Source organism: Bizionia saleffrena (assembly GCF_008086175.1).
Classification (GTDB): domain Bacteria; phylum Bacteroidota; class Bacteroidia; order Flavobacteriales; family Flavobacteriaceae; genus Bizionia; species Bizionia saleffrena.
In genome coordinates this window covers 1-19,840 of sequence record NZ_VSKM01000015.1, presented here as the reverse complement: position 1 = coordinate 19,840, position 19,840 = coordinate 1, and the positions used below count along the sequence as shown (strand labels likewise).

At 34.3% G+C, this 19,840-nt stretch carries 17 protein-coding genes and 1 pseudogene; 15 read left to right on the top strand and 3 right to left on the bottom strand.

Going from position 1 to position 19,840, the window contains the following annotated elements:
* The first annotated feature begins 2 nt into the window (after positions 1 to 2).
* The 6 genes from egtB to ES676_RS12495 all read left to right on the top strand — a co-directional run bounded on the left by egtB (position 3) and on the right by ES676_RS12495 (position 6,526).
* Positions 3 to 1,151 (top strand): ergothioneine biosynthesis protein EgtB, encoded by a 1,149-nt coding sequence (egtB, locus tag ES676_RS12520; RefSeq protein WP_148370669.1) that lies wholly within the window; start codon positions 3 to 5, stop codon positions 1,149 to 1,151.
* 8 nt (positions 1,152 to 1,159) lie between these two features.
* Positions 1,160 to 2,107: an L-histidine N(alpha)-methyltransferase gene (locus ES676_RS12515; protein WP_148370668.1), complete on the top strand. Its 948-nt coding sequence runs from the start codon at positions 1,160 to 1,162 to the stop codon at positions 2,105 to 2,107.
* Between the two features lie 4 nt (positions 2,108 to 2,111).
* Positions 2,112 to 2,792 (top strand): aspartate/glutamate racemase family protein, encoded by a 681-nt coding sequence (locus ES676_RS12510; protein WP_148370667.1) that lies wholly within the window; start codon positions 2,112 to 2,114, stop codon positions 2,790 to 2,792.
* Positions 2,793 to 2,933: 141 nt separating this feature from the next.
* A complete protein-coding gene (locus ES676_RS12505) occupies positions 2,934 to 4,196 on the top strand; it encodes a PKD domain-containing protein (protein WP_148370666.1) in 1,263 nt (420 codons plus the stop codon).
* A gap of 73 nt (positions 4,197 to 4,269) precedes the next feature.
* The gene (gene cls, locus ES676_RS12500) at positions 4,270 to 5,715 is read left to right on the top strand and encodes a cardiolipin synthase (RefSeq protein ID WP_148370665.1); all 1,446 of its coding nucleotides are present in this window, start codon (positions 4,270 to 4,272) and stop codon (positions 5,713 to 5,715) included.
* Positions 5,716 to 6,079: 364 nt separating this feature from the next.
* A complete protein-coding gene (locus tag ES676_RS12495) occupies positions 6,080 to 6,526 on the top strand; it encodes a KTSC domain-containing protein (RefSeq protein ID WP_148370664.1) in 447 nt (148 codons plus the stop codon).
* Positions 6,527 to 6,631: 105 nt separating this feature from the next.
* On the opposite strand, the gene ES676_RS12490 is transcribed toward ES676_RS12495, so the two are convergent.
* Positions 6,632 to 7,501, bottom strand: a complete 870-nt coding sequence (locus ES676_RS12490; protein WP_148370663.1) for a DMT family transporter — start codon at positions 7,499 to 7,501, stop codon at positions 6,632 to 6,634.
* 153 nt (positions 7,502 to 7,654) lie between these two features.
* Here ES676_RS12490 and trmD point away from each other — a divergent pair, with 153 nt between their 5' ends.
* The 8 genes from trmD (at position 7,655) to ES676_RS12450 (ending at position 18,007) form a co-directional block, all read left to right on the top strand.
* The gene (gene trmD, locus ES676_RS12485) at positions 7,655 to 8,332 is read left to right on the top strand and encodes a tRNA (guanosine(37)-N1)-methyltransferase TrmD (protein WP_148370662.1); all 678 of its coding nucleotides are present in this window, start codon (positions 7,655 to 7,657) and stop codon (positions 8,330 to 8,332) included.
* Between the two features lie 772 nt (positions 8,333 to 9,104).
* Positions 9,105 to 9,458: a 50S ribosomal protein L19 gene (rplS, locus tag ES676_RS12480; RefSeq protein ID WP_148370661.1), complete on the top strand. Its 354-nt coding sequence runs from the start codon at positions 9,105 to 9,107 to the stop codon at positions 9,456 to 9,458.
* A gap of 874 nt (positions 9,459 to 10,332) precedes the next feature.
* A complete protein-coding gene (locus ES676_RS12475; RefSeq protein WP_148370660.1) occupies positions 10,333 to 10,905 on the top strand; it encodes a pentapeptide repeat-containing protein in 573 nt (190 codons plus the stop codon).
* Positions 10,906 to 11,059: 154 nt separating this feature from the next.
* Positions 11,060 to 13,288, top strand: coding sequence for an NADP-dependent isocitrate dehydrogenase (locus tag ES676_RS12470; RefSeq protein WP_148370659.1), 2,229 nt, complete (start codon positions 11,060 to 11,062; stop codon positions 13,286 to 13,288).
* A 218-nt stretch (positions 13,289 to 13,506) separates the two neighbouring features.
* The gene (locus ES676_RS12465; protein WP_394348792.1) at positions 13,507 to 15,873 is read left to right on the top strand and encodes a TonB-dependent receptor; all 2,367 of its coding nucleotides are present in this window, start codon (positions 13,507 to 13,509) and stop codon (positions 15,871 to 15,873) included.
* 3 nt (positions 15,874 to 15,876) lie between these two features.
* On the top strand, positions 15,877 to 16,692 hold the full coding sequence (locus ES676_RS12460) for a DUF4249 domain-containing protein (protein ID WP_148370657.1): 816 nt from the start codon (positions 15,877 to 15,879) through the stop codon (positions 16,690 to 16,692).
* 273 nt (positions 16,693 to 16,965) lie between these two features.
* Positions 16,966 to 17,796, top strand: a complete 831-nt coding sequence (murQ, locus tag ES676_RS12455; RefSeq protein WP_148370656.1) for an N-acetylmuramic acid 6-phosphate etherase — start codon at positions 16,966 to 16,968, stop codon at positions 17,794 to 17,796.
* Positions 17,774 to 18,007, top strand: a complete 234-nt coding sequence (locus ES676_RS12450; RefSeq protein ID WP_148370655.1) for a DUF6095 family protein — start codon at positions 17,774 to 17,776, stop codon at positions 18,005 to 18,007. Before murQ ends, ES676_RS12450 begins: the two co-directional genes overlap by 23 nt.
* A gap of 218 nt (positions 18,008 to 18,225) precedes the next feature.
* Here ES676_RS12450 and ES676_RS15120 read toward each other — a convergent pair.
* Both ES676_RS15120 and ES676_RS12430 read right to left on the bottom strand, forming a co-directional pair.
* Positions 18,226 to 18,783: pseudogene (locus ES676_RS15120) on the bottom strand (ISAon1 family transposase).
* 73 nt (positions 18,784 to 18,856) lie between these two features.
* Positions 18,857 to 19,108 (bottom strand): hypothetical protein, encoded by a 252-nt coding sequence (locus ES676_RS12430; protein ID WP_148370652.1) that lies wholly within the window; start codon positions 19,106 to 19,108, stop codon positions 18,857 to 18,859.
* A gap of 395 nt (positions 19,109 to 19,503) precedes the next feature.
* On the opposite strand from ES676_RS12430, the gene ES676_RS14760 reads away from it, so the two are divergent.
* Positions 19,504 to 19,662 carry a hypothetical protein gene (locus ES676_RS14760; protein ID WP_170234460.1) on the top strand — a complete coding sequence of 53 codons (159 nt, stop codon included), beginning with the start codon at positions 19,504 to 19,506 and terminating at the stop codon, positions 19,660 to 19,662.
* The last annotated feature ends 178 nt before the right edge of the window (positions 19,663 to 19,840 follow it).

The window sequence follows — 19,840 nt, the reverse complement described above, 5'->3', positions numbered from 1 at the left end:
CTATGAAAAATCTATTGGACGCCTATACTAAAACAAGACGCCACACCCAAACTCTTTGTAAACCTCTACAAACCGAAGATTACACACCGCAATCTGCTGCATTTGTTAGTCCGCCGAAATGGCATTTGGCGCATACCTCTTGGTTTTTTGAAGAAATGATATTAAAAAAACACTGCGATAATTATGACGTGTTCGACGCTAGCTACGCCTTCTTATTTAATAGTTATTACAACAGTTTAGGAGAACGCATAAAACGAGAACACCGCGGCTTAATTACACGACCCTCTATTACTGATATTTATGAGTATCGCCAGCATATAGATGCTAAAATGAAGACCGTGCTTAGCAATTCGCCTTCTAAAACTATTCGGGAATTAACCATTTTAGGAATTAATCACGAGCAACAGCACCAAGAATTATTACTTACCGATTTAAAATTCACTTTTTCGCATAACCCTACATATCCAAGATATTCAAATAAAAATTACATCAGCAAACAGGACACCACTAAAGAGTGGTTATCCTTTAATGCCGATGTTTATAAAATAGGCCACACAGACGATAGTTTTAGTTACGATAATGAGCTAGGCGCTCATCGCGTGTTTTTAGAAGATTTTAAAATTTCTAAAGACATGGTAACAAACGCTGATTTTATTGCGTTTATTAACGACAACGGTTATAAGAGTCCTAAATTCTGGATGGATGACGGCTGGCATTGGCTACAGAATAACAACATCTCGAGTCCGTTATATTGGAAATTTGTTAGCGGCGAATGGTATCATTACACCTTATCGGGTTTACAACCGGTCGATGTCGACGCCGTTTTAACACATATCTCATTTTACGAAGCTTCAGCATATGCCTTTTGGGCCGGTTACCGCTTACCTACAGAATTTGAATGGGAAATAGCATCTAATCAATTATCTTGGGGATCGGTTTGGGAGTGGACCAATTCGGCATACCTACCCTATCCTAATTTTAAAGTGGCCGAAGGCGCCGTTGGTGAGTACAACGGAAAATTTATGATAAATTTAATGGTACTTCGTGGAGCGTCTTTAGCGACCTCGGCAAACCATAGTCGGTATACGTACCGCAATTTCTTTTCACCAGAAACCCAATGGCAATTTTCAGGACTTCGATTAGCCAAATAAAAAACTATATGAAAGATACTTTTAAAAACGATATTAATATTGGGCTAAGTGCCAACGAAAAATCACTACCCTCAAAATATTTCTACGACAAAATTGGCGATGCTCTTTTTGTTAAAATAATGAATTTACCCGAGTACTATTTAACGAAAGCAGAATTTGATATTTTTAAAAATCAGACGCAAGATATTATTGATACATTAAAAATAGCGCCAGACACTTATTTCGAATTAATAGAATTAGGTGCTGGAGATGGTACTAAAACCAAAGAGTTACTTAAGGTATTATCTCATAAAAATTATGCGTTTGAATATTTACCTATCGATATTTCTTTAAATGCTTTGGAACAATTAGAAACGCGTTTATCTAAAGAGCTACCAAAAGTAAAAGTGACCAAAAAGCAAGGTGATTATTTTGAAGTTTTAGAGGGCCTAAAGAATTCTCACCACCCAAAAGTAGTTTTGTTTTTAGGGTCTAATATTGGCAATTTAGGCGATGCCGAAGCTAAAACGTTTATTTCTAATTTAAGCGATGCTTTAAACAAAAATGACAAAGTGCTTTTAGGGATCGATTTAATAAAACCAGAACATATCGTTTTACCGGCGTACAATGACAAAGCGGGCGTTACCAAAGCTTTCAATTTTAATTTACTACATAGAATTAACTCAGAATTGGAAGCCGATTTTAATTTACAACAGTTTTCTCACACGCCCGAATATTCCGAAAATACAGGAATTGCTAAAAGCTTTATCGTTAGCGATAAAAATCAAAACGTGACTATTGGCGCTTTAAACAAAACATTTCAATTCAAAGCTGGAGAAAAAATACATACCGAAACATCTCGCAAATATAACGATGATGTTCTGGGCTCTATTTTAAAAAATAGCGATTTATCGATAGTTACAAAACTATTAGATTCTAATAAGTATTTTGCCGATTATATTTTAGAAAAACGATAAACAAATGAACGAAAAGGGTGAAGCTTTAGGCATTTTAGGTTTAGGAAACCGAAGTACGTTATTTTATATAAATGCCTTAAACACGGCGTTTCAGAGTCAAAAAAAAGGGTATAGCACGTTTCCTTTTATATTAGTTAACGTTGATTTTAACACCATAAACCCGTATTTACCAAACGATTTTGATACGCTATTACCAACGGTTTCAGAGGTAATCACTACATTAGAAAAACTCCCTATTACCCATTTATTAATTCCAAATATTACCATTCATGAAACTATCGATCGTTTAGCCACTCCTCTAAAGGTATTGCATCCGCTGTCTTTAAGTGCGAAGATTTTGAAACTGAAAAAGGAAGCATCAGCCGTCGTTTTTGGAACACGGTATACAATGACTTCGCCTTATTTTATAGAGTATTTTGCTGCGGAGGGTATCCAGATTCAATCCCCTTCCGTGGAAGATATGGTGTTTATAGATCAGTTTAGACAAAGTGTGTACGCAAGCACCGAAACTGAAACAGAGACAAACACTTATTACACGCTTTTAAAAAAGTACAGTTCGAAAGCTCCGGTAATTTTAGCGTGTACAGAATTATCCGTTTTACATTGCAACAACGACCATTTTAATAGTATAGATTTAGCAACCTTACAAATTGAAGAAGGATTAGCTCTTTATAAAAATGCTTAGTCGAGAACGTCCTTCTTTTTAGTTCCTATTCAATTGAGATATGTGTATTGAAGATGATCCTTTCCGTTTTTAATTTTTTATATTGAAAACTTAGTCTTTTTAATCATTACATTTCACCATATAACGAACATTTTAACAGTAATGAAACAACTTCTATTTTTTCTTTATTTTTCAGCCTTTTCGGTAATCTCGTACAGTCAGACTACTAAAAAAGTACTATTTCTTGGTAATAGTTATACGGCTGTAAACAACTTACCATTGCTTGTACAAAATATGGCTACAAGCACGGGCGATATTTTAATTTACGATTCGAATACGCCTGGTGGCTACCGGTTTTTAAATCACGTTACCAATACCACTACTTTAAATAAAATTAATGCCGAACAATGGGATTATGTGACCTTACAAGCGCAAAGTCAGGAAACGTCTTTGCCACAATCGCAAATGGAATCTGAAGTTTTTCCGCACGCCATAACGCTTAGTAATGCTATTCGAGAAAATAACGAGTGTGCTCAACCTTTGTTTTATATGACTTGGGGTCGCGAAAATGGGGATGCCAATAATTGTAATAATTTACCGTGGGTTTGTACTTACGAAAGTATGGACGACGTTATACAATCGTCTTACACATTTATGGCAGATACTAATACAGCTAAAGTTGCACCCGTTGGTGCTGTTTGGCGTTATATTAGAACTAATTATCCTAGTATTAATTTGTATGCCGGTGATGGTTCTCATCCATCGTTAGCCGGATCGTATGCCGCTGCTTGTACCTTTTATACTCTTATTTATAAAAAAGATCCTACTTTAATGCCTTGGAATTCAACGTTGCCAGAAACGGCCGCGAATACTATAAAATTAGCCACACAAACGGTCGTTTTTAATGCGCTTTCTAATTGGGATTTTACGGGGCCTCCAGCAACAGCTAGTTTTACGGAAGTTGTTACAGACGGGGCTATTGATTTTACAAACACAAGTGACACTGCCGACACCATATTCTGGGATTTTGGAGACGGTAATACCTCTACAGAAACAAGTCCCGTTCACAATTATACAGAATCTGGTGCGTATACGGTATCGTTAACGGTGACAAAATGCGGCAAAGCAAATACAGTAACTAAAGATTTTAATATCGATATTAGCTTAAGTACCGTTTATTTTAAAAGAGACTTTTTTTCGTTATCTCCAAATCCTGCAACTCACTACATAAATATGTCAAGTATTAAAACATACAAGACAATCTGTGTACAACTCATTGATATGACAGGAAAACTGGTCTCAGAAAACACTTGGAAGAGTACTAATGCTATAAAACTTGATATATCAAGAGTGCAAAACGGTATTTATTTTCTAAATATTATAGCGGATGGCTCCCACCACTCAAAAAAAGTGATAAAAAAATAATATTGACATAGGTTGCCACGCTTGTTTTAATAGAAATAAAAATGGTTACTTTAAACCTTCTAAACACACGATTTTGAATTCTATTTATTTTTACATCGTCTACTTAATTATAGTGTTCGCCGTTTGCATTCGTGTTATTTATAATACCAATTTGGCAAGTAAAACGGCCGCGTATCTCTTTGTCGTTATTATTTTTCCTGTTTTTGGGATGTTTTTCTATTTCTCCTTTGGTGATAATTATCGTAAAAAGAAGCTTTACCTTAAAAAATTAGAATTCGACAGTAGCTCTTACGATGAATTGAAAGAGAATGTCGCTAGAAAAGCCGAAGAAATTCTTCAAGCTCATAAGTCGGCCATTGGCCATTTTTTTCCTTTAGCGAATTACAGACGAGAAACCCATTTTGTATCAGATAACAATGCCGTAGAATTATTAATTAACGGAGAGCATAAGTTTCCTGAAGTTATAAAAAGTTTAGAAGCCGCCAAAGATCATATTCATATTGAATATTACATTTTTGTCGATGACAAGATAGGAAATGCGATTGGTGATATTTTGATTAGGAAAGCGCAAGAAGGTGTAACAGTGCGTTTTATTTATGATGATTTTGGAAGTCATTCTATTAGAAAGTTATTCATCGAAAAACTGAAACAAGCCGGTGTTGAAGCCGTACCATTTTATAAAATTAATTTTATACAATTAGCCAATAGAATTAATTACCGTAATCACCGTAAAATTATAGTAATTGATGGTTCTGTTGGGTTTGTTGGCGGCATAAACGTTTCAGATAAATATATAAATTCTGATTCTAGCGCTTTATTTTGGCGCGATACTCACCTAAAAATAACCGGTAAAGCCGTTCTTAATTTACAATATATTTTCCTTACCGATTGGAATTTTTGTGCCGAACAAAATATAGCATTTTCATTCCGTTTTTTCCCATTGGAAGATACCATCGAAACTGTTTACGGTAATCAACTAACACAGATTATTGCTAGCGGGCCATCGTCAGACTATCCAAATATAATGTATACATTAATTCAAGCGATTGGATTAGCGAAAGAAGAAATACTGCTAACAACACCCTATTTTATTCCAGAAAAATCCTATTTGGACGCCATTAAAATAGCAGCTCTAAGCGGTATAAAAATCAAGATTTTGGTACCAAGTGTTTCAGATTCATTTATAATTAACGCCACGTGCAATTCCTATTATCAAGAATTATTAGAGGCCGGTGTCGCTATTTACAAATACAATAAAGGCTTTGTGCATGCTAAAACAATGGTATGTGATAATTATGTATCATTTGTAGGAACCGCGAATTTAGATAATAGAAGTTTTGATTTAAATTTTGAGGTAAATGCAATCGTTTACGACACAAAAATCGCTCAAGAATTAAAACATAACTTTTATAAAGATTTAGAAACCGCTGATAAAATAAAGATTGAAGAATGGAACAAAAGACCATTATATGTTACGCTGTACGAGCGTATTCTAAGTCTATTTTCATCTTTAATGTAAGTATAAAACTAACTTATACTACGTAGCACCCCGCTTTTAGCTTAATTATATCGCCGATTTGTAAAGGTTAACACTACGACATTTAGCAAAAAAAGCACAGATACCGAAGAAACAAAAATAGATTGAGAAGACTATAAAGGGCGAAGCTTACGAGTAATGGCATTATTTATAACTTTATTATTAGCCAATCCGATGTTTTTTATTTTTCAATATATAAACCTTTAAAGCTTGTTTAACAAGCTAACACTACCTTTATAGACTTATCTTGCGTGTTGAGAAATAAGCAGAAAACTTTTTTAACTTTCTAATAATCAAAACAAAATAAATATAGTACCTTTGCGCCTTATTTAGAAAACCCTTTTTTATGAAACGTATTAACGAGTACAAAAAATTATTTAACGCTGAGAGTGAGATGACTTTAAAAAGTTTAAAGACCTCTTACAGAAGTTTAGTTAAAGAATGGCATCCTGATAAGTTTCAGCAGGGAGACGACAAAGCGATTGAAGCTGAGCAAATGAGCCGTAAAATTATTGATGGTTATCATTTCTTGGTAAGTATGGCACCAGAAACTATCGCGGCCAACAAAGAAGAATATACGACCACTATTTCTAGTCCTATTATGGATTGGAAACATAAAGGGTTATTGCTTGAAGTGACTTTTCTTGACGGAAATACTTACGAGTATTTTGGTGTTAATAAAGCACTTTACATTAAATTCTCTCAAAGTGACAAACAATCTCGTTTTGGAAAACGAAGTGTTTTTAATTCTTTCCCATTTAGAAAAATTAAAAAAAGTGAGGTAGAAGCATAATCTTCATCCTTATTTAAACATAAAAGCCAAGTTATTTTAAAAATAGCTTGGCTTTTTTTTTATAAAGTAGTTGAAATTATAACTTTACCATCTTACCCTTAAAGTCTATTTTAGGGTTATTCCTATTTTTTTGGTGTAAAACGTAACCCGAATACCAAACAGTAATACAAAACCACCAATTACCATTTGTAGTGAAATAGCTTCATCAAGAAAGTACCACGCCAAAATAGAAGCCAATACTGCCTGCCCTAACAAACTTACCGACACACGAGTCGCTCGCATATGTTTAGTAGCGAAACTAATAAGCAACCACGCTAACAACTGGCAAACAACACCTTGAATAACCAACACATACCAACCGGCATTACTAAAACCTGAAAAGGGTTCGCCAATCGCCCAACTTATAATTCCTAAAGAAAGAGTAGACGACAGTAAAGTAATAGACATAAAAGTAACCACATCTAACTCTGTTAAAACATCTTTACTTACTAACATATAGACGGCATATAACATTCCAGACAGTATAGCAAAACAAAACGCTAGGTTAAAATCTAGGTTTACAAAGGTTTTTAAACCCACTAATAAAACCATTCCGCCAATAGCGATAACGGTTCCAATCCAGAAATTTTTAGTGGGCTTATCCTTTAAAAAGAAAAGCGCACCGATACCAACCCAAACGGGCGATAAATTAGTTAATAATGTCGCTTGTGTGGCAGTAGACTCTTGTATGGCAACGTTCCAAACGGCAACATCCAGTCCAAAAACAACACCACAAATTATAGCTAATACTAAAAGCCGTTTCGATTTGATTTTAATTTTTTTTGTAATTAACGCGTAAGGCAATATAATGGCAGAGCCAATCGCCATCCTGTAAAATGCCGAGATAACTCCAGGCGTTAAATTTAATTTAACCAATATCGGAAAAATTGAAATACAAAAAATTCCTATAACCAATGCGATTCTTGCTTTTTTCATAACCATAAAAATTAGCCTGCAAAAATAGCTTATTTAAATCTTCTTAACTACAGTTTATGTTTTCAAAACGTTATTATTTCATAAAAAAAACACGACAAAAACAAGTTCTATTTATAACACAATTAAATTATCTTTGCAGCTTAAAGCTGACGTATGAGAATTGACATAATTACCGTTTTACCAGAATTATTACAAAGCCCTTTTAATGCCTCCATTTTAAAACGCGCGATCGATGCGGATTTAGTAGAAGTCCATTTTCATAATCTTCGCGATTATACTTCCGACAATTATAAGTCTATAGACGACACGCAGTTTGGAGGTGGTGCTGGAATGGTAATGATGATCGAGCCCATAGATAAATGCATTACCGCATTAAAAGAGCAACGCGACTACGACGAGGTTATATTTATGACACCCGATGGCGTAACGTTAAACCAAGGCATTGCGAACCATTTATCGTTAAAAGAAAATGTTATTATTTTATGCGGCCATTATAAAGGTGTAGACCAACGTGTTCGCGACCAATTTATAACCCGCGAAATATCTATTGGCGATTATGTATTGTCTGGTGGCGAATTGGGTGCTGCTGTACTCTGTGATGCTATTATTAGATTAATTCCTGGTGTTTTAGGTAACGAGACTTCTGCCCTAACCGATTCGTTTCAAGATAATTTATTAGCACCACCAATTTATACGCGACCTAGAGATTATAAAGGCTGGAAGGTTCCAGAATTGTTATTTAGCGGGAATTTTCCCAAGATTGAAAAATGGAGAGAAGAACAAGCTTACCAGCGTACTAAAGATAGACGACCGGATTTATTAGGCGATTAACGCTATTCTTATTTTAGATGAAGCTACGCTCAAAAATTGAAACTATTGAGACAAAACAATTCGTTGGTCTTTCTTGCGAAATGTCTTTAATCGAAAATAAAACTGAAACCCTTTTCTCTGCTTTCATGCCCAAGAGAAAACGCGTTACGAAAAAAACAAATGCACTTATTTATGAGGTTTTAATTTATGACGGCGCCTATTTTCTCATTTTACGCCCGAAAACACATTTACAAAAGGGGCTACTATTGCAGTGTATAACTGTAACACAAAACCACAAGCCTTTAAATCATTAGAATTATCTCGAGGACTATATGCCTTTTCACCTTTAACGGATTAGTAGAGTTGTTTTCTGAACATATGGAGCGCATATTTAACGACTAGTTACCGAATTCTATTTATGATTTAGCCAATCGACCGCATTTTAATGTTATAGACACAGCGCTCAATAAAAAAGAGAGCCACACAGAGGAGACCATTTGGATTCCTATACAGTTAAAAAACAATGGCGATTAAAACTTTACTGTTAAATACTAAGCAGGCTTGTGTTAAGGATTGAACGGCGTGTTTAAGCGCTCCCGATAGTCATTGGGAAGCGCGTAGTGAAAGCCTGACCTACTGCACTCTTTTTAAGAGCAGAAGGTAACACCATAAAAATGAAGAAATAACTTGCTAATTACTAAATAATGGCTATTTTTGCACCCAATTTCGGGTTAACCTCTGGCGAGATACGCGAATGTTAATTTGAATTTATAATTATTAAAAAGAAATAAAGATGGAATCTTTAATAAAATTTGTACAAGACGAGTTTGTAACAAAAAAGGACTTTCCTGAGTTCGGAGCTGGTGACACGATCACAGTTTATTACGAAATTAGAGAAGGTGAAAAAGTACGTACACAGTTCTTTAGAGGTGTCGTATTACAAAGAAGAGGCGCTGGTTCTTCTGAAACATTTACAATTAGAAAAATATCTGGAACAGTTGGTGTAGAGCGTATCTTCCCAGTAAACTTACCGGCATTACAGAAAATTGAAATCAACAAAAAAGGTCAAGTTCGTAGAGCTAGAATCTTTTACTTTAGAGGTCTTACTGGTAAGAAAGCTAGAATTAAAGAAGCAAGAAGAAAATAATTTTTGTTCCTATATAGTTGTAAAGCCCTGTTTTATTTTAAAACAGGGCTTTTGCTTTTATTAACAATTGTTAATAACCTCTGTTTATAACACATTGACAACTAAAATGTTAAAGCTTTAGGAATACAGGAAACTATAATGTATCTTAGTGAGAGAATTTAAGACCACCCCGCGTTTATTTGGGTAATGATTTAAAAAATCTACGTGCAATTAAATTCGAACATTACGTTCTTTAACACCTTAATTTTTATAGATATTTAGAATTAATAATACAGTATTTTATATATAAAAATGTATTGATTTAGTTTAGTTATAATAACACATTTTTATATTAAAGTAAAAACATTCTACTTTCTCAATGTCTCAAAAAATTAAGTTTAAATTGTTTTTTTAGTTTCGAAGTAATTTCATTTTATATTTAGACTTAGAAACTACAGTGTTTTAATGGTGTGTATTTTAAACTATTCACCACATATTAAAACCAGAGCTAGCCTTAGGAAATAGATCGAAAATGATTAAAGTACTAATTAGCAAAATGCGTATACAACCTATATTAAAACGAGGTGAAGTCATAGGCGTTTAAAAAACAATTAACGGATACATTTTTGTAACAGAACAATACATTTTGAAAGTTACACAATGTATCATTGAGCTAACAACTCTTGAATCGAACCAATGTGAAACAGTAGTTTTAGGTTGTTTTAGTTAAAACTAAATAGATCACGATGCGTTCTCTCAAAAAAAGCCATAACAATTATAGTTCAATCTATCGTGTTATGGCTTTTGTTATTTATTTAAATTGTTAGTATTACGATCGCCTATATATTGAGTATTTTTGGGTTTCACTATTACCACGCACTTAAATAAAATTTTAATGAATGCACCCTATATTACCGATGCCACTTATAAAAGGACGCCGTTTTCTTCCGCAGAATTACTAAACGCAGAATACGATAATTGTACATTTATAGATTGCGATTTTACGGCTATGTATTTAACATCGACTGCCTTTTTAGACTGTGAGTTTATAGATTGTAATTTTAGTTCGGCTAAAATTAAAAACACCGCTTTTAAATCCGTTACTTTTAATAATTGTAAACTTTTAGGCACTCCCTTTAACGCTAGTAATCCGTTTTTACTAGAATTATCTTTTGTAGCGTGTAATTTAAGTTTGGCTTCTTTTTATGGTTTATCATTAAAAAACACTGCGTTTATCGATTGTAATTTACAGAAAACCGATTTTACAAACGCAGATCTCTCTGGTGCCGTTTTAGCTAATTGCGATTTAAGTCAAGCGCTATTTAATAGTACAAACTTAGAAAAGGCAGACCTCTCCTCTGCTAAAAACTTGAGTATTTCTCCCCGATACAACAAAATTAAGGGCGCAAAATTCTCTAAAGAGAATGCATTGGGTTTATTAACTGATTATAAGGTGGTAATTATATAATAAAACACACTATTTTTAAGAATTTTATAATTTTCATCTTATAAAATAAAAAGGTTATTAAATCTAAAAAGCACTTTGTTTAAGTCTTTAAAAAGCTATAAGAATTTCGTATATTCGCAACTCTTAATTGTTAAAACAAAGCATACACTAAATTATGTCACAAGCACCAAAAATTATTTACACAAAAACAGATGAAGCTCCCGCTTTAGCAACTCGTTCTTTTCTACCTATAGTAAAGTCATTTGTTGCCTCTTCAGGAATAAACATCGAAACCAAAGATATTTCTTTAGCAGCAAGAATTTTAGCTGTGTTTCCAGATTTTTTAAAAGATAACCAACGTGTATCCGACGATTTGGCGATGTTAGGAGAATTAGTAAAGCACCCTGAAGCTAATATTATAAAGTTACCAAACGTTAGCGCTTCTGCTCCGCAATTAAATGCGGCTATTAAAGAATTACAATCTCAAGGTTTTGCACTTCCTAATTACCCGGAAGAAGCAATAACTGAAGAAGAAAAAAATATAAAATTACGTTACGATAAAATTCAAGGTAGTGCCGTAAATCCTATATTAAGAGAAGGAAACAGTGACCGTCGCGCTCCTAAAGCCGTAAAAAATTATGCGAAAAATAATCCGCATTCTATGGGAGCTTGGTCTAAAGACTCAAAATCTCACGTAGCAACAATGAGTTCAGGAGATTTTGCGAACAACGAAAAGTCGTTAACATTAAGCGCACCAACGACTATTAAAATAGAGCATACTGATGCCTCTGGAAACGCTACTGTTTTAAAAAGTGGTTTAGCCTTATTAAAAGGTGAAATTATTGATGCCACCATATTAAGTAAAAAAGCCCTTTTATCGTTTTTAGAAGAGCAAATTATTGATGCTAAAGATAAAAACGTACTGTTTTCATTACACATGAAAGCAACTATGATGAAAATTAGCGACCCTATTATATTTGGTCATGCTGTACGTGTGTTCTTTAAAGATGTGTTCGCTAAACACGGCAAGACTTTTGAAGAAATTGGTGTGGATGTCAACAATGGATTTGCAAATTTAATGTCTAATCTAGAAGAGTTACCTCAAGATAAAAAAGAAGCGATTCTTAAAGATATCGATGCAGAATTCGAAGCTCGTCCAGATTTAGCGATGGTAAATAGTGATAAAGGTATTACCAATTTACACGTGCCAAGTGACATTATTATTGATGCCTCTATGCCAGCAATGATCCGTAACTCTGGACAAATGTGGAATGCCGAAGGAAAAGCTCAAGATACAAAAGCCGTAATTCCAGATAGTAGTTACGCTGGTGTTTATACCGCAACTATCGAGTTCTGTAAAGAACACGGTGCTTTCGATCCTACAACTATGGGAACAGTTCCTAATGTTGGATTAATGGCACAAAAAGCTGAAGAATACGGTTCTCACGATAAAACGTTTGAAATAGCTACAGACGGTGTTGTTCGTGTTATAGATGTTGAAGGAAAAACGTTAATTGAGCATACTGTGGAAGCTGGCGATATTTGGAGAATGTGTCAAGTTAAAGATGCACCAATTCAAGACTGGGTAAAACTTGCGGTTACCCGTGCAAGAGCATCAAAAACGCCTGCTGTATTCTGGTTAGACGAAAACAGAGCACACGATGTCGAATTAATTAAAAAAGTAACTACATACTTAAAAGATCACGACACAACAGGTTTAGACCTTCGAATTTTATCACCTATTGAAGCGACTAAATTTACACTAGCACGTTTAAAGAAAGGTGAAGATACTATTTCGGTTTCTGGAAATGTATTAAGAGATTACTTAACCGATTTATTCCCTATTTTAGAAGTCGGTACTAGTGCAAAAATGTTATCTATTGTGCCGTTAATGGGCGGTGGTGGATTGTTTGAAACGGGTGCTGGTGGATCAGCTCCAAAACACGTTCAGCAATTTATAGAAGAAGACCATTTACGTTGGGATTCATTAGGTGAATTTTTAGCATTAGCTGTTTCCTTAGAGCATTTTAGTGACGTTAACAACAACTCGAAAGCGAAAGTTTTAGGAGATACTTTAGATAATGCTACTGAAAAGTTACTAGACAACAAAAAAGGACCTAGCCGTAAAACTGGCGAATTAGATAATCGTGGAAGCCATTTTTACTTAGCGATGTATTGGGCGGAAGCTTTAGCAAAACAAACTACGGATGCCGATTTAAAAGCACAGTTTGAGAAAATAGCTAAAGATTTAAAAGCCAATGAATCTAAAATTGTAAGCGAATTAAACGACATTCAAGGACACGCTGTAGACCTAGGTGGCTACTATATGCCAACTGAAGAATTAATAGTAAACGCAATGCGACCAAGCACAACGTTAAACACTATTATTGGTAATGTAAACTAGTTAGTACTTACTACATATATTAAAAAAGCACCCATTGGGGTGCTTTTTTTGTTTTAATCATTTTATAACCAACATTGTATTTGTTAGTGTTTTACAAAACATAGATAAATAATATTAAAACTAATTTCTTCATAATAATGGTAATAATATTTAGAAATGCTTAATAATTTAGGGCTTTTTCATTATTTTAGTATTCATAAAAAACAACCTAAATCGTGATAAAAAAACTTCTTATTCTTTGCTTTACTTGCTTCTCTTTTCAGCTTTATGCACAAGAAAGATTTACATTGAGCGGTTCTGTTTTAGAAGAAAATAGCAACGAAACGCTTATAGGCGTAAACATCATTTTCCCCAATGAAAGAGTTGGCACTATAACTAACGAATACGGCTTTTTCTCGATAACAATGCCTAAAGGAGAGTATGAAGTTGTTATAAGTTACTTGGGGTATAAACAACGTATCGAAACCATTATCTTAGACCAAAACATTTCACAAACATTTACTTTAAACGAATCTTTAGAAAGTCTAGACGAAGTCATTATTACTGAGAATGTTGAAAAACTAAACATAAAAAGCCCTCAAATGAGTGTCAATGCATTGAGTTCTTCTACCATTCAACAAATTCCTGTTGTGCTAGGCGAGGCCGATGTGATTAAAGCAATCACCTTACTTCCTGGCGTTACTAGTGCCGGCGAAGGCGCCTCTGGATTTAATGTTCGCGGTGGTTCTGCGGATCAGAATTTAATTCTTTTAGACGAAGCTACCATATTTAATTCTTCCCATTTATTCGGTTTTTTCTCGGTTTTTAATCCTGATGCCATTAAAGATTTAAAACTCTATAAAGGTGGAATTCCTGCGCGCTATGGCGGTCGCGTATCATCAGTACTAGATATTTATCAAAAAGAAGGTAATAACAAATCTTTTCAAGCTAATGGTGGTCTGGGTTTAGTGTCCAGCCGACTCTTAGTTGAAGGACCTCTTAAAAAAGAAAAAGGCGCTTTCCTATTAGGAGGAAGAAGTTCTTATGCCCATTTATTCCTTCCTATTTTCGATATAAATAACATCGCTTATTTCTACGATCTCAACACAAAGTTAAGCTATAAATTAAATAGTAAAAATAACATTTATTTATCGGGATATTTTGGTCGCGATGTATTTAGTATTTCCGATAGCTTCGAAAACACGTATGGTAACACCGTTGTAAATTTTAGATGGAACCATCTATTTTCAGATAAAATATTCAGTAATATGTCTTTAATTTATTCTGATTATTATTATGGTCTTAACCTAAATTTTGTGGAGTTCGATTGGCAGTCGGGCATATCAAACCTGAATTTTAAATACGATTTGAAACATTATGTAAGCAATTCTTTAAAACTTCAATATGGATTAAACAGTATGTATTACAGTTTTAACCCTGGCGAGATAGAACCTTCTACCCCTACTTCTGGTATTAATGCTCAAGATTTAATAAAAAAATATGCTTTCGAAAATGCAGTGTACGTAGATGCTGAACATAAAATCTCTAATAAATTAACGGCGTCCTATGGCGTACGACTAAGTTCGTTTTTAAGGTTAGGCCAAAAGGGACTTAACATCTATGAGAATGATAACCCCGTTGTCTTTAATCCTGATTTCCAGATTTACCAACAAGCTAAAACTATCGGCACCGAATCATTTAACCAAAGTAACACTATAAAATCTTTTGCAAATATAGAGCCTCGTATAGCTTTAGCTTATCAGCTTAACGCCACATCATCAGTAAAAGCGAGCTACAATAAAATGAGTCAGTATTTACACTTATTGTCAAACACATCATCCCCTACGCCTTTAGATGTATGGGCGCCTAGCGGAAAATATATTAAACCGCAATTACTCGATCAATATGCTATTGGTTATTTTAAGAATTTTTATGATGACGCCTATTCTTTAGAAATAGAAACCTATTACAAAGACATCAAAAATAGAATAGATTATATAGACGGCACCAATTTAATCGCAAACGACGCCATCGAACGCGTTATTTTAAATGGAAAATCCCGGGCCTACGGATTAGAACTTCTATTAAGAAAAAATGAGGGCCGCTTGAAAGGCTGGCTATCTTACACACTTTCAAAATCCGAACAAAAAACAGAGGGCCGAACACCTATAGAAACCGGAATAAATAATGGAAATTGGTATAATACGCCTTACGATAAAACCCACGATATATCTATTACAGCAAGCTACGATATAAACAAAAAATGGTTATTAAATGCTAATTTTTTGTTTCAAACGGGCCAGCCAACGACTTATCCAAACGGGCAATATGTTTACAATGGCATTAGTATCCCTAATTATAGCGATCGTAATTCTACACGCTTACCTAGCTACCACCGTTTAGATTTGTCGGCAACTTACACGCCAAAACCGAATAAAAATGAAGGTTGGCAAAGCAACTGGGTGTTTGGTATTTATAACCTGTATAATAGACGTAATGCCGCGTCTATTTCCTTTGGAGAGAATAGAATTACAGGAACAAACGAGGCCACTCGCCTAGCCATTTTCGGTATTATTCCATCTGTTTCTTACAATTTTAAGTTTTAAATTATGAAAAAATTAAGTCTCCTATTTTTACTTCTTATTAGCACGTTTTCTTGCGAAGATGTTATAGATATCCAAGTCCCTAAAGCCGAACCCAAATTGGTTATTGAAGCCTCTATTAATTGGTTTAATGGTACCGCCGGGAACGTGCAAGAAGTTAAACTCACTCAATCAGCACCCTATTTTAACACTACTATTCCGCCGGCAAACAATGCCATTGTAACCATTACAGATACAGCAAATAACACTTTTTTTTTTACTGAGGAAAATAATAGTGGTATCTATAAAAATTCTACTTTTATACCTGTTATAGATTCAGAATATACCTTGAATATTACTTATAAAAATGAAGACTATACCGCCACCGAAACATTAACGTCTGTTACGCCAATAGATTATATCGAACAAAAAAATGACGGTGGATTCTCAGGTGAAGATATAGAAATAAAAGCCTATTATACAGATCCTGAAAATCAAGAAAACTACTATTTCTACGAATTTATTACAGATATCGCCATTATACCAACATTAGAAGTCTACGAAGATGAGTTTTTTAATGGCAATCAAATATTTGCCTTTTTTTCAGAAGAAGATTTAAAAGCTGGAGACCAACTCAAAATTCGTAATTACGGAATATCAGAACAGTTTTTCGTTTATATGACTGTTCTTTTACAGCAAAGCAACCAAAGTGGTGGTGGTCCATTCCAAACGCAACCAGCAACCGTACGCGGTAACTGCATAAATGTAACCAAGCCAGATAATTTTCCTTTAGGATATTTCAGACTTTCACAGGCCAACGAATTAATTTATACCGTCGAATAATCATTACAAGTTCAAATTGATTTATACCATTCCTTCATAAGGATTTCTAGCGCAAATCGTACTACATCATCCCACTGTAATATAATCTAAAATTAGATTGTACTTTAGACATCATTTGTCTATTAACTAATTCATTAAAAATAATTTGGGCGTTACCCTGCAGGTCGTGTCTTCGCAAGTCGCTTCCCGATACCAATCGGGAGAGCTTCAACAATTGCTCAACCACTAACGCAAAACATCAAAAAATTGGGCTAAATAGTGTATTTTTGAATTATGGATTTCATTAAAACTACCGAAAAAGAGTCAAACTATAATCATCTCGAAAAGATGAGTGTTCAACAACTTCTTACTAGCATTAATAAAGAAGATAAAACCGTTCCGTTAGCTGTAGAAAAAGCAGTACCTCAAATTGAATCTTTAATTGATCAGGCCGTTTTGAAACTTAAAAACGGGGGACGCATTTTTTATCTAGGTGCAGGAACTAGCGGAAGATTAGGTATTGTAGATGCCTCAGAATGCCCTCCAACATTTGGAGTCCCACACGACTTAGTTATTGGTTTAATAGCTGGCGGTGATATCGCTATTAGAGAAGCTGTAGAGTTTGCCGAGGATTCTAAAACCCAAGGCTGGAAAGACTTGCAAAAACACAACATTACTAAAAATGATATTGTTATCGGTATAGCTGCCTCGGGAACAACACCTTATGTTATACACGCATTAAAAATCTGTAATGACCATAAAATTACTACAGGCTGTATTACTTGTAATAAAGACAGTCCCTTATCTCAAGCAGCTCAATTCCCTATCGAAGTTATCGTTGGTCCTGAATTTGTTACAGGAAGTTCAAGAATGAAAGCTGGAACAGCCCAAAAGCTAGTCCTAAATATGATTACTACTACCGTAATGATACAATTAGGAAAAGTCAAGGGGAATAAAATGGTCGATATGCAACTTAGTAATAATAAGTTAGTTGACCGTGGCATAAAAATGATAATGTCCGAATTAAATATTTCACGAACAGAGGCCCAATCACTTTTAGAACACTATAAGAATGTAAGAGCATCAATTGAAGCCTATACCAATGGAAACAAAGAGAACAAATAAAGATATCCTTGTTAAAGGAGTAAAAAAAATAGCTGTAGCCATAGCCTTTATGTTTATTGGCCCATCCATCTTATATGTTGCCTTCAGTAATCAAGAAAAGCCATTATATATCCCTTTACTTATTCTTGGAGGTGCGGTGTGTATCGCTGCAATCATTTTTGCCTTTAAAGGATTAAACACTATTATGGATAGCTTATTCCATAAAAAATAACTTGTACTACAACTTAAAATTGAATAGTTAATTTATAAATATTTCAAATTATTAAAAGATTCTAACCTTTAAAACTTAAATATCTAATTTCAAAAATTTATCTCAAGACTAAGGAGAGCTGCTTAATGCTACCCATTAATTACGTTCTTCTCTTCGATCTTTCGATCTGGGTTCAAGAATAAAACTTGTGGAATTTTAGGATTAAGCAGAAATAGTAGTCAGTTGTAAAAGTTGACGTTTCTAACTCCTCTAAATTGAACTCTAAACACTTTTATTTTTGCATTGAAAGGTTCTGCTGATGCATTTGTGCTTCTGTTGTCAAAGTAGTTTATTATGTTTTGGTAGTGTATAGACATGGTTCTGGATATGGTATTAAAGCTTTTAAATCACGCCTTTCTTACTTTCTCATCCCATTTAGCTAAACGTGCTAGTGCCGAAGTTTTATCTTTTGTGTGATTAAATATCCATGATAAATTTTGACATAACTTATATGCCTTTTTTAAATCGGGACACTTTTCAAAAAGAACTTCTGATCTTTTTGATTGATTTTCAGTCCATTTACGAGTGGGTTTATACTGTAAGTATCTACTTCTGGCCAATAGTTGCTTTGTTGTATCACCGTTAGATAAAACTTCAAGATTGTATTTTAATGCTTTATTTCTAGTCTATTCTATGGCATCATTTTCAGCGTCAAAAGCTTCCCATGTGTGTTTGATTCTAATTTCTTGCAATGCATCTAACGCTAGTTTTTGGACATAGAAACGGTCTATAACCAAAGTGCAGTTTGAGAATGATTTTTTTACGATAAGCCCATATTAGCCGCCGTATCCTTAACCTTCTTTCTTTGTTTTAGAGGCATCTTATGGAATATTGTATAACTACATCTGCCTTAGTTCCTTTTACCATAGCTATTATCGCTCCTTTATTTCCTTTTGCATCTTTATTGGTTAGAATGGTATATAAATCAACGTTGGAAAAAGCGGTCTCGCCTAAAGAAAGGTAGCAGCCGCTGTTTTTAGGAAACAACTTCCATTGTTCTGCGTGTGTCTTTTGACTCCAAGAATTGAAGTCGCTTAAATAATCTCTGCACTGCCTTTGCATACTTCTAGGGTTTACACCATACAATTTAGCTACTATTGCTGTGCTATTAGCATTATTACTTATAGAGTTCTTTTAAAAAATCAGCGAAATCGCCAGTACTTCTAGTTCTTTTTGCTACTAATGGCCAGTTTGTTGTAACTATTTTACCCGCAGTAAGATTGATTCATTTACGCCGCGTTATGTGTAGAAACACATTATTGCCTCGTATTCTAAAATCCCGCACAATAGTTTCTGGAAAGAAACCGGATCATTCTCAAAAGTTGTGTGTGAATTGAAATAAAACTCCGTTTTTTGTAAAAAAACGTGGAAAATTATCTTGAATTACTCAAACTTATTCTTCCTGAATTTTTAATTAATCATTTCGATCTAATAAAAAATACTAAAATGGTGATGTAATGCATCTTTATTTTGAAGAGCGCAATGTGGTTCCTAAAGAAGAGAAATCCAAAATCCTTATTGCCCACGGTTTTCATAAAGAAGTTACTATTCAAGACTTTCCACTTCGAGGTAATACAGGGTCAAACGTAAAACTTGGGGAGAAACTTTATCTTTGACAAAAACAGATTAGATCTTGGATATAAAATTAGCACAGTATTTGTTACCGGAAGGCGTTATGGATTATTTTGAAATTGTAGACCATAAATCATCAGAAGGTAAGGTTCATTTTTACCTAGAAGAAAAGAACGTGCTGCCCAAGGAGTACCAATCAGAATTAGCGCAATTCAAAGGCTT

What these genes read in the sequence shown, in the direction of transcription:
- egtB (WP_148370669.1), top strand. Translation starts at nt 3, where the DNA reads ATGAAAAATCTATTGGACGCCTATACTAAAACAAGACGCCACACCCAA.
- ES676_RS12515 (WP_148370668.1), top strand. Translation starts at nt 1,160, where the DNA reads ATGAAAGATACTTTTAAAAACGATATTAATATTGGGCTAAGTGCCAAC.
- ES676_RS12510 (WP_148370667.1), top strand. Translation starts at nt 2,112, where the DNA reads ATGAACGAAAAGGGTGAAGCTTTAGGCATTTTAGGTTTAGGAAACCGA.
- ES676_RS12505 (WP_148370666.1), top strand. Translation starts at nt 2,934, where the DNA reads ATGAAACAACTTCTATTTTTTCTTTATTTTTCAGCCTTTTCGGTAATC.
- ES676_RS12495 (WP_148370664.1), top strand. Translation starts at nt 6,080, where the DNA reads ATGAAACGTATTAACGAGTACAAAAAATTATTTAACGCTGAGAGTGAG.
- ES676_RS12490 (WP_148370663.1), bottom strand. Translation starts at nt 7,501, where the DNA reads ATGAAAAAAGCAAGAATCGCATTGGTTATAGGAATTTTTTGTATTTCA.
- trmD (WP_148370662.1), top strand. Translation starts at nt 7,655, where the DNA reads ATGAGAATTGACATAATTACCGTTTTACCAGAATTATTACAAAGCCCT.
- rplS (WP_148370661.1), top strand. Translation starts at nt 9,105, where the DNA reads ATGGAATCTTTAATAAAATTTGTACAAGACGAGTTTGTAACAAAAAAG.
- ES676_RS12475 (WP_148370660.1), top strand. Translation starts at nt 10,333, where the DNA reads ATGAATGCACCCTATATTACCGATGCCACTTATAAAAGGACGCCGTTT.
- ES676_RS12470 (WP_148370659.1), top strand. Translation starts at nt 11,060, where the DNA reads ATGTCACAAGCACCAAAAATTATTTACACAAAAACAGATGAAGCTCCC.
- ES676_RS12460 (WP_148370657.1), top strand. Translation starts at nt 15,877, where the DNA reads ATGAAAAAATTAAGTCTCCTATTTTTACTTCTTATTAGCACGTTTTCT.
- murQ (WP_148370656.1), top strand. Translation starts at nt 16,966, where the DNA reads ATGGATTTCATTAAAACTACCGAAAAAGAGTCAAACTATAATCATCTC.
- ES676_RS12450 (WP_148370655.1), top strand. Translation starts at nt 17,774, where the DNA reads ATGGAAACAAAGAGAACAAATAAAGATATCCTTGTTAAAGGAGTAAAA.
- ES676_RS12430 (WP_148370652.1), bottom strand. Translation starts at nt 19,108, where the DNA reads ATGCAAAGGCAGTGCAGAGATTATTTAAGCGACTTCAATTCTTGGAGT.
- ES676_RS14760 (WP_170234460.1), top strand. Translation starts at nt 19,504, where the DNA reads ATGCATCTTTATTTTGAAGAGCGCAATGTGGTTCCTAAAGAAGAGAAA.